Source organism: Micromonospora sp. NPDC049903 (genome assembly GCF_044460945.1).
GTDB lineage: Bacteria > Actinomycetota > Actinomycetes > Mycobacteriales > Micromonosporaceae > Micromonospora.
Genome location: NZ_JBITKL010000032.1, coordinates 49564 through 57423 on the forward strand (window position 1 = coordinate 49564; position 7860 = coordinate 57423).

Genomic DNA, 7860 nt, shown 5'->3' on the forward strand with positions numbered 1-7860 from the left:
GGTCGGTGGATTCTGCATCCGCTGCGCGGGTTCCTGCCTCCAGCTTCGCGGGATCGGCCAGCGTGGATCAGGGCCGTTGGTCCCGCCCGTCCGGGTGCCCTGGCCCGTCGTCGGTGGGCGGCCCGGTGACGCCACGGACCACCAGCACCGGGGCCGGGGCGTGGTAGAGCAGCGACTGGCTGACCGCGCCGAGCATGCCGCGCCACGGTTCGTCGCCGCGCGCGGCGACCACCACCAACTGCGCGGTGCGCGACTGCTCGACCAGGACGTCACCCGGTTCGCCCCGGACGACCCGGCACTCCACCGCGACGTCCGGGTGTCCGGCACCGTGCCGGGCCACCAGGGCGGCGAGCCGGTCGGTGGCCTCGCCCACCGCCGCGTCGGACTCGACCACCCAGACCGCCAGCAGGTGCGAGCCGTGCCGACTCGCGCAGGCGTACGCCCAGGCCAGGGTGATCTCGGCGGAGGTGGAGCCGTCCACCCCGACCAGCACCGGTCCGGTCGGCGGGGGTTCCTGGCGGGCGACCAGCACCGGGCACTCGGCGCGGGCGGCCACCTGGACGGCGGGACTGTCGGCCGGGATGCAGCGGTCGCAGTGGGCCATGCCGCCGTCCCCGACGGCCACCAGGAAGGCCGCCTCGGACTTGCGGACCAGCGTCGCCACCGCCGAACCCTCGATGATCTCGGCGGTGACCGGGACGTCCGGCTCGCTCTGGTTGGCCGCCACGGTGGCCTCGGCGAGCAGTTCCTCGGCGTGCGAGCGGGACGCGGTGACCGCGGGCGCCTCCAGCGCGGCCCAGTTGAACGCGTGCATCAGGTGCAGCGCGCGGCCGTGGGCGGCGGCCACCCGCGCGGCGGTACGGGCCACCGGCAGCGCGCCGTCCGGACCGACGCCGACCAGCACCGGCGCCTCGCTGCCTGGGGCCATCCGCCATCACCCCCGCAGCTGCGCTCGGCCTGCTGTTGAGGCTAGTCGCGCCGGTGCGCCCCCGGGGCGTGATCGCCGGACGGCAGCCCTGGTCAGGACGCCGGCCGCGCCCGGAGCACGACCGCGCTGGCGTTGTCCGCCCCACCGGCGGCCAGCGAGGCGTCCAGCAGGGCGGCGACCGCGTCGGCCGGGTCGGCGCGGACCAGGGCGTCCCGCATCCCGTGGTAGCCGACCTGGTCGCTGACCCCGTCGGTGCAGAGCAGCCAGGTGTCGCCGGGGCGCAGCGTCACCGCCAGCAGGTCTGCCTCGGGCGCGGCCGGATGGCCGGCGTAGCGGGTGAGCTGGTAGCGGGCCCGCGCGGCGGCGGGGGAGTCCACCGGGTACCAGCCGTGCAGCACGCCCAGCCAGGCGACCGTGTGATCGGTGGTGACGAGTTCCAGCAGGTCGTCGCGGAGGCGGTAGGCGCGCGAGTCACCCAACTGGACCACCCAGCCCTGACTGCCGTCCGGCTCGACGACCAGGCCGGTCAGGGTGCACCCGGTCAGCTCGGCGCGACCCGCCCCGGCCTCGCGTACGGCGGTCTGGGCCGCCTCGGCGGCGGTGCGTAGCCCGGCCGCCCCGACCTCGGGCCAGGCGGCGTGGACCCGGGCGGCGAAGGTCGGTACGGCGGCGGCCCCGGCGCGACGGCTACCGGCACCGTCGCCCATGCCGTCGGCCACCACGGCGAAGGGGAGCGCGGGATCGACGTGCAGCACGTCGTAGTTCTCCCGGTAACGGTTGCCGACCACGCTGCCGCCGACCAAGTCCAGCGTCAGTCCGGCGAGCGTGAAGCGACGCACCTCGTCCCTGGCGACCCGGCTCACTCGACCCCTCCGACCCCCGACCGGCGGGGAGCCCCGCGCGGCCCCGACCCTAACGGAAGAGGGCCTTCGCGGGGTTGTCAACCAGGGTTGACAGAGGCGCTGCTGTCAATGTAAGTTGACGCCATGAGTCAGGCGACGGAACTCGCGGCCGCAGCCGGCAGCACCGACCCCCGGGTCGGCCTGCGCGCGGTCCGCGCCCTGCGCCGGCTGCTCGAACGGCTCGAGGTGGTCCAGGTCGACAACGCCCGACGACAGGGCTGGTCCTGGCAGGAGATCGCCGACGCGCTCGAGGTCAGCCGGCAGGCGGTCCACAAGAAGCACGCCGGGCGACCGGCGGTCGGATCCTCCTGGGAGGCGTGATGTTCGAACGGTTCACCGACCGCGCCCGTGTCGTGGTGCGGCACGCGCGCGACGAGGCCCGGGCCGAGGGGCGCGGACCCGTCGGCACCGAGCACCTGCTGCTCGGCATCCTCGCCGACGGCGACGCGCTGGCCGTCCGGGTGCTCGGCGACGTCGGGGTCACCGGTGACGACCTGCGGGATCGGGTACGCCGGCACACCGTCCGCGGTGGCGACGGGCTCGCCGAGGCCGACGCCGCCGCGCTGCGGGAGATCGGCATCGACCTGGCCGCGATCGTGGCCCGGATCGAGGAGTCCTTCGGCCCGGACGCGTTGCGTGAGGCCGTTCCGGCACCACGTCGCCGCTGGGGTCGGCTACGGCGGCAACCGGGCGGGCCGTTCTCCGCCCGCGCCAAGAAGGTGCTGGAGCTCTCCCTGCGCGAGGCGATGCGCCTGCGTCACCGGCACATCGGCACCGAGCACCTCCTGTTGGGGCTGCTCCGCGAGGGCAACGGGCTGGCCGCGCTGGTGCTCACCGAGGCTGGGGTGGACCTGGCCGACGTACGCCGCCGGGTGGAGACCGCCCTGCGGGCCGCCGCCTGATCCGCGCCGCCTGAGCCGCACCGCCACGGGTCGGCGTCACACCCGCCGGGCGGGTGAACCTGGTCACCCGGCGTCGGGTCGCCGAACCGCCGACCGTGCCGCACACTGACGCCGTGGAAGCTGGACGGCACGGACGGGCCCTGCGCAGTGCGGTCGTGGTCAACCCGGTGAAGGTGGACGATCTCGACACGTTCCGCCGCACCGTCGTTGACGCGCTCGCCGCCGCCGGCTGGCCCGAGCCGCTGTGGCTGGAGACCACCGTCGAGGACCCTGGTCGCGGCCAGACCGAGCAGGCCCTGGCCAAGGGCGTGGACGTGGTCTTCGCGTGCGGCGGCGACGGCACCGTGATGGCCTGCGTCAGCGCCCTGGTCGGCACCGATGTGGCCCTTGCCGTGCTTCCCCAGGGCACCGGCAACCTGCTCGCCGCCAACCTGGGGCTCTCCACCGATCTGGCCGCCGGGATCGAGGTGGCCGTCGAGCGCGGCCGGCGGCTGCTCGACGTCGGCGAGGTCGACGGGCAGCACTTCGCGGTGATGGCCGGCATGGGCTTCGACGCCCAGATGCTGGCTGCCACCAACGAGACGACGAAACGGCGGATCGGCTGGCCGGCGTACGTGGTGGGCGCCGCCCGACACCTACGGGACCGCCCGATGCGGGTGTCGATCTCGCTGGACGACCAGCCGCCGCTGCGCCGCCGCGCCCGCTCGGTGCTGGTCGCCAACGTCGGCCGGCTCCAGGGCGGCGTACGCCTGCTCACCGAGGCCGAACCCGACGACGGCTACCTCGACGTGGCCGTGCTCACCCCGCACCGGTTGCGACACTGGATCAGGCTCGGCTGGGCGGTGGTACGCCGCCGCGACCGGGTGCCCCGGATGGAGGTCTTCCGGGCCCGCCGGGTGACCATCACCAGCAACCGTGCGCAGCCGCGCGAGCTGGACGGCGACCTGATCGAGCCCGGCCGTGAGCTGAGCGTGCAGATCCGCCGACGGGCCCTGTGGCTGTGCGTACCGCAGCCGGAGAGCACACCCGACCTGGCCGAGGACGCGTCCGGCGCCGCCGAGCGGGGTGAGCGGCTCATCGAGGAGGGCCGGGGTGAGTAGCACCAAGATGGTGCCGGAGACCCGGCTGATGTCCGACGAGCAGCTCTGCGCCGACCACGCCTGGCAGACGCTGCGTCGCGAGGGCGGCTGGCACCTGCTGCACGACGCCTTCGTCCGGTTCCGCTACGGCGACGGGTTCAGCCACGCCCGCGCCTTCGCCTTCCAGCTCTGCCTGGCCGTGGTGCCGTTCCTGATCGCGCTGACCGGGCTCATCGCGGAACTCGGGGCGGCCGAGGGCGGCGAGGTGGTGGCCGACACCGTCCTGGCACTCACCCCCGGCGCCAGCGAGGCGGTCGTCGCCGAGCTGCTCGGCGAGGGCGAGGGCGGCGAACGCGTCGAGGACATCGGCGAGGTGGCGCTGGCCCTCGGCCTGGGCACCGGGCTGGTCGCGCTGACCAGCACGATGGCGCAGATCGAGCGGGGCGCCAACCGGATCTACGGCGTCGAGCGCGACCGCCCCGCCCTGCGGAAGTACCTGCGCGCCGCGGTGCTCGCCGTCATCGCCGGCATCCCGGCGCTGACCGGGTTCCTCATCCTCGTCGGCGGCGGCCCGATGGGCGACTCGGTGGAACGCCGCTACGCGTGGGGCGAGCTGGCCGCCGTCGTCTGGGACGTGGCGCGCTGGCCGCTCAGCCTCGGGCTGACCGTGCTGGCCGTCGCGGTGCTGTTCCGGTACGCGCCACGTCGCCGCCAACCCGGCCTGTCCTGGCTGCTCTTCGGCGCCGGCATCGCCACCGCGCTGTGGTGGCTGGCCAGCCTGCTGCTCGCCGGCTACGTGCGGTTCAGTGAGGACTTCGGCCAGACGTACGGCGCGCTGACCGGCATGATGGCGTTGTTGCTCTGGGCCAACCTCACCGGCATGGCGCTCTTCGGCGGGCTGGCCTTCGCTGCCCAACTGGAGGCGGTCCGCATCGGCGTGTCCGAGCCCGCCAAGCCGGACCTGTGGAAGCCGAACGCCCCGCGTACGGGTCTGCACGACACCGGAGAGATGACCGCGCTGTAGGCCCGCCACCCGGGCCGGACCGTCGTGGGCCACCCGGGGTGGGTGTACGCACGCATCGACGCGGGTACAGCGCCACGCCAGAAGGCGTCGCCGTCGGTCGACGCCACCGCACAAGGAGGCTGCCGTGGGCGCGGTCCGGGACGTACTACGACGACCCCTCGGTCACTTCACCGAACGTACCCTCGCCGGGCTGCTGCTCGTCCTCGGTGCCGGGGTCGGGTTCGGGCTGCTGCTGGTGCTGGTCCGCGTGCAGTGGTCCCCGCTGTACGACGTGGACCACGGCGTGGCGGTGTGGCTCAACGAGCAGATCTCACCCATCGGTCCGCTGGTGACGGTGCTCAACGCCGTCACCGACCTCGGCGGTCGACCGGTGATCGTCTGGCTGGTCACCGTGGCCGTGGTCGGGCTGCTGATCCGCAAGCAGGGTCGGCTCGCGGTCTTCCTGATCGTCACCGGAGCGGGCGCGCTGATCCTCGACCCGTCGCTCAAGACGCTCGTCGACCGGTTGCGCCCGGAGGTGGACGTGCCGATCGGCACGTACGCCGGGCAGAGCTTCCCCAGCGGGCACGCGCTCGGGTCGATGGTCGCCTACGGTGCGCTGCTGCTGGTCTTCCTGCCGGCCATGGCACCCCGCTGGCGCAAGCCGGCGATCGCCCTGGTCGCCACCGTGGTGACCCTGATCGGATTCACCCGGGTCGCGCTCGGCGTGCACTTCCTCTCCGACGTGCTCGGCGCCTGGCTGCTCGGCGCGGCCTGGCTCGGCGTCACCGCGTACGCCTTCCGGCTGTGGCGGTTGGAACGCGGTCGCCCGGCCGCTCCGCTGACCGACGGCCTGGAGCCCGAGGCGGCACACGAGGTGGCCCTGGCACCGGACGAGGAGAAGCTGCTGCCGCACGCCCGTGCCGGCGTCGCCGAGATCGTGGTCGGCTGGGTGCTGGTCTTCGGTGCCCTCTACGGCTTCGGCATGCTCGTCAGCTACCACGCCGGCGGCACCTTCCTGGCCCGGCTCGACGAGACTGTCCCGCAGTGGTTCGCCGACCGGGGCACCCCGTTCCTGGACGACGTGAGCTGGGTGTGGAGCAAGGTCGGCGACACCCACGCCATCCTGCTCGTCTCGATGGTCTTCTGCCCGCTGGTGCTGGCGATCTGGCGACGCTGGCGGCCGGTGCTCTTCGTCGCGCTGACCATGTTCGGCGAGCTGACGCTCTTCCTCGCCTCCGCCGCCGCCGTGGACCGGCCGCGCCCGCCGGTGGAGAACCTGGACGGTCCGATGCCGACCTCCTCCTTCCCGTCCGGCCACATCGCCGCCACGCTCTGCCTCTGGGTGGCGATCGCGGTGGTGGTCTTCCCGCGTACCGACCGGTGGTGGCGTTGGCTCTTCGTGGCGGCGGCGGTGATCATGCCGGTCGGCGTGGCAGTGTCCCGGATGTACCGGGGCATGCACCACCCGACCGACTTCATGGGCGCGATCATGCTGACCGGGCTCTGGATCGGGCTGCTCTCCTGGGTGATTCGCCCCAACGAGGACGTGCGTGCGGGCAACCGGCCGGAGATCGAGTCGGAGGACGTGGACACCCTGGACGACGAGCTGGCCAAGGCCGGCCAGCCGGGCTGAGGCGACCGTGCTGCGGGTGATGACCTGGAACATCCGCAACGGCGGGCAGGACCGGGGCGGCCCGGACCGGCGTACCCTGCTGGCCCGGGTCGTCGCCGCGCACCGGCCGGACGTCCTCGCCCTCCAGGAGCTGCGCGGCCTCGACGTGGCCCGCTTCGCGGCGGACGCCGGTCTGACGCCCCACCTGGCCCGGTCACCCTTCGGCCAGCCGGTCGCGATACTCGTCGACCCGCGTTGGCCGACCCCGTCGACCGGGCCGGTCCGTCGCCCGTTCCACCACGCGGCGCAGCGCGTGACCCTGTCCACCGACGCCGGACCGCTCGCGGTCCTGAGCACCCACTTCTATCCGTACCGTGGCGGTCGCCGCCTGATCGAGGCCCGCTGGGCGGCCACCGCGCTGCGCCGGGCCCGCGCCGACCTCGCCCTGCTCGCCGGGGACCTGAACACCCTCGCCCCGTACGCCGACCACGTTTACCACCCCGACCATGCTCACCACCCCGACCATGCTCACCACCCCGACCATGCTCACCACGCTCATGACGCCGAGCACGCTCACCGCTCCGAGCGCGCCGAGCACGGGGATCACGCCGAGCACGCCGAGCACGCTCACCGCGCCGAGCACGCGGATCACGCTGACCACGCCGAGCACGCTCACCGCGCCGAGCACGCCGAGAGCCTGGCCCGGCTGGCACCCGCGTACCGCCGTCGGCACCTGCGCCGCGACGGACGGACCGTGGACACCCGGGCGATCGCCCACCTGCTCGCCACCGGTCTGGTCGACCTGGCCGCCACCGCCGGACCGACCGTGCCCACCGGCCACGGCCGCACCCCGGAGTTCGCCGAGATGCGCCTGGACTACCTGCTGGCCACCCCCGCCCTGGCCGCCCGCCTGGTCGACGTCCAGGTGATCCGCACCCCCGACACCCACCAAGCCTCCGACCACCACCCCGTAGCCGCCACCTTCACTCTCACCCCACCCACCTAGCCACCGTGGCCCGGGTCCGGCTCGCCGAGGCCCGCTGCATGTCCGCCTCGTCCAGCCCAGCCACCTGTGCCCGCCTGGCTCCTGCCCGGTCCATCCCCGTGCCAGTTCCTTTGCTAGACAGACGGTGAGCGCAGGCTGCGAGTGTGTCGAGTGTCGTGGATGAACAGTGGTCCACGTCCCGCGCCCCATGCCCGGGACCCTCCACCTGGTCCGGCCCGGTGCGCCGCTCACCCCACGTCCCGCACCCGGCGTCCCGCGCGAACCCACCATGATCCGCGCAACTTCATTGATACTGCTGCCTCAGAGGCTCCCGGAGACAGCAACATCAATGAAGTAGTTCCATCCTGTTTGGGCTGGTCGGGGGGTCTTGACTGTGGGGTTGGTGGTGGTGGGTGGGCTGGTTGTGGGGTGGGTGATCTTCGAGT

General features: G+C 73.7%; 8 protein-coding genes. 6 read left to right on the forward strand and 2 right to left on the reverse strand.

Annotated elements, in window-relative coordinates:
• Positions 1-67: 67 nt before the first annotated feature.
• Positions 68-928 carry a universal stress protein gene (locus ACIBO1_RS29185; protein WP_396752014.1) on the reverse strand — a complete coding sequence of 287 codons (861 nt, stop codon included), beginning with the start codon at positions 926-928 and terminating at the stop codon, positions 68-70.
• A 92-nt stretch (positions 929-1020) separates the two neighbouring features.
• Positions 1021-1791: a PP2C family protein-serine/threonine phosphatase gene (locus tag ACIBO1_RS29190; protein WP_396752016.1), complete on the reverse strand. Its 771-nt coding sequence runs from the start codon at positions 1789-1791 to the stop codon at positions 1021-1023.
• A gap of 123 nt (positions 1792-1914) precedes the next feature.
• Between ACIBO1_RS29190 and ACIBO1_RS29195 the strand changes: the two genes are divergently transcribed.
• The 6 genes from ACIBO1_RS29195 to ACIBO1_RS29220 all read left to right on the forward strand — a co-directional run bounded on the left by ACIBO1_RS29195 (position 1915) and on the right by ACIBO1_RS29220 (position 7435).
• A complete protein-coding gene (locus ACIBO1_RS29195; protein ID WP_111218248.1) occupies positions 1915-2151 on the forward strand; it encodes an HTH domain-containing protein in 237 nt (78 codons plus the stop codon).
• Complete coding sequence (locus ACIBO1_RS29200) at positions 2151-2732, forward strand: Clp protease N-terminal domain-containing protein (protein ID WP_396752019.1); 582 nt, start codon at positions 2151-2153, stop codon at positions 2730-2732. The genes ACIBO1_RS29195 and ACIBO1_RS29200 overlap by 1 nt, the downstream gene beginning before the upstream one ends.
• Positions 2733-2845: 113 nt before the next feature.
• Complete coding sequence (locus ACIBO1_RS29205; protein ID WP_396752021.1) at positions 2846-3832, forward strand: diacylglycerol/lipid kinase family protein; 987 nt, start codon at positions 2846-2848, stop codon at positions 3830-3832.
• Positions 3825-4835: a YihY/virulence factor BrkB family protein gene (locus ACIBO1_RS29210; RefSeq protein ID WP_396752023.1), complete on the forward strand. Its 1011-nt coding sequence runs from the start codon at positions 3825-3827 to the stop codon at positions 4833-4835. The genes ACIBO1_RS29205 and ACIBO1_RS29210 overlap by 8 nt, the downstream gene beginning before the upstream one ends.
• A gap of 124 nt (positions 4836-4959) precedes the next feature.
• Positions 4960-6450, forward strand: coding sequence for a phosphatase PAP2 family protein (locus ACIBO1_RS29215; protein ID WP_396752025.1), 1491 nt, complete (start codon positions 4960-4962; stop codon positions 6448-6450).
• A 19-nt stretch (positions 6451-6469) separates the two neighbouring features.
• Positions 6470-7435 (forward strand): endonuclease/exonuclease/phosphatase family protein, encoded by a 966-nt coding sequence (locus tag ACIBO1_RS29220; protein WP_396752029.1) that lies wholly within the window; start codon positions 6470-6472, stop codon positions 7433-7435.
• Positions 7436-7860: the final 425 nt, after the last annotated feature.

Bases quoted from the DNA above. Each gene is read 5' to 3' on its own strand.
- ACIBO1_RS29185 (WP_396752014.1), bottom strand. From the start codon at position 928: ATGGCCCCAGGCAGCGAGGCGCCGGTGCTGGTCGGCGTCGGTCCGGAC.
- ACIBO1_RS29195 (WP_111218248.1), top strand. From the start codon at position 1,915: ATGAGTCAGGCGACGGAACTCGCGGCCGCAGCCGGCAGCACCGACCCC.
- ACIBO1_RS29200 (WP_396752019.1), top strand. From the start codon at position 2,151: ATGTTCGAACGGTTCACCGACCGCGCCCGTGTCGTGGTGCGGCACGCG.
- ACIBO1_RS29220 (WP_396752029.1), top strand. From the start codon at position 6,470: ATGACCTGGAACATCCGCAACGGCGGGCAGGACCGGGGCGGCCCGGAC.